Here is a 1,807-nt window from a genome sequence, read left to right on the forward strand (position 1 = left end):
CTGAAGACTATTTTTTATTTTTTCATTATTATTTGTTAAATCAGTAGGTTTTAAATATACGTCAGGTTTTTCGTCATACCTTGCAGAATTAATATCATACGTTCCAGGGCGTAGATGACCGTAAATTTCCAAGAACTTACCACGGCTCATTTCACCTTGCATAACTTTTGCAAAATCATTAACAGTATTACTTGCTATTGTTTCAACAGATTCCAGAAAGTTTGTATATTCAGAATAAGTAATAATGCCTCTTTGTATAAAAGACTTTAAAAAAGACACAGCAATGAAAGCATATCTTGCTAATATTGTAAACGGTTTAGTTCCATATTCCTTACAGTCATCAAGTAATACTTTTATTAAATATGGAATATTTTCTATTGAACTAATAGTTGTTTTAACATACTCTCTCTTATAATTTAAACTCTTAACAAGTTTTAACTGTTCTGATACTGTCGTGAACTTACCGGAAATAATATTATTAGTAAGTTTGAAAAGCTCTGTATTCAATTCATTTATTTCTGTTCTTGTAAATCCTGCTTCAAATAAATTATTCTCAAATTTTGTCATATCAAAACTAATACAAGTTGGTATAACTTCAAATTCTACTTTATCATGCAATTCAGGATGTTCAGTCAAATAATTTATATAATAATTAATAAGCTGTCTACCTAAATCCGGAGATATTGTTTTAGGTAAAAGAGTGTTAAAACTTACTCTTACATCAATATATGGTTGTCCAAAGACAGACTTCATAAGGGATTCCGAAGTAGGATTATGATAACCAATTGATCCTCTTGCTTCACGCCACACATCGTTTGTAATTAGGTACTCATATAATGAATAAGCAAGGGGCTTTGGCTTAGTTCCAATTAATTCCGCTGGATTCCAATCCGGCATATTAGCCAATATAGTACGATCTCCTAATAAATCAGATGTTTTATTTGTGTCTAAACAACGTATGAATTTCTGAGTTTTTGACAGCCAAATAATAAAATCATCAATAGAAACTATACTTTTTCCTTTTAATGCAGCAATTGGGCGGACTTGAAATATGTATATTTCGCCTTTATGAGTTATTGCAAACTCAATATCAATTGTCTCATTACCAATAATCATTTCTATTTCTTTTGTTACTTTTAATAATTTTTTTAATTCTTCATTTTTAACTTCCTCAATACATTCTTTAAAAACAACTAAAGTCTTTAAATTATCAGTTCCCGCAGTAACTGAATTAGTTCTACTCGTCTTATCATCATAATTTACAATATAATAAGGGGAGGCTGTTTCTAAATCTCTCGTAAATAATACTCCACTTATAGCAACATCCACTAGTTGCGGCTGAACTAGAATTTGATTAAGGCTTGTATTTCCAGCAGCCACCTCTTCATAACTTTTAATTACAGATTCAATTGATTCCTCTAACTGTGAAATATTATTTGAATCTATATTAAAGAAACTTTCAAATGCGCCAGCAAATGAATGATCAGCTGTATCTTCAATCAAGGAACTACTTCGGACCACTAATTTAACATTTGGAAATTTATTTTGTATTAACTCTATACATCCTGATTGATTATCTTCCCATTCTTGAACCTCAAATCTAACTTGTTCACATATTTTAGCAGATAACAATAGTGGCTTTAATCTCTCTAGGGTCTCTCCCTTTGTTCCAAAAATAAAATGTGATAGATCTTTTGTGGAATTGAGTTTAGCCCACTGTCCTTCAACATCAATAGCTTTAATTCGGTATCCACGATTAATAAGCTCTTGGAACATATCAATTAACGAAGCTTGATGTATATTATTG

Annotated in this window: 1 protein-coding gene; it reads right to left on the reverse strand. The window is 30.4% G+C overall.

What is annotated here, in order from left to right:
• Positions 1-1,807, reverse strand: a 1,807-nt coding sequence (locus V7149_RS21490; protein WP_335347634.1) for a PEP/pyruvate-binding domain-containing protein, incomplete at both ends; no start/stop codon positions are given.

This window comes from Bacillus sp. JJ1503, from assembly GCF_036965125.1.
Lineage (GTDB): Bacteria > Bacillota > Bacilli > Bacillales > Cytobacillaceae > Cytobacillus.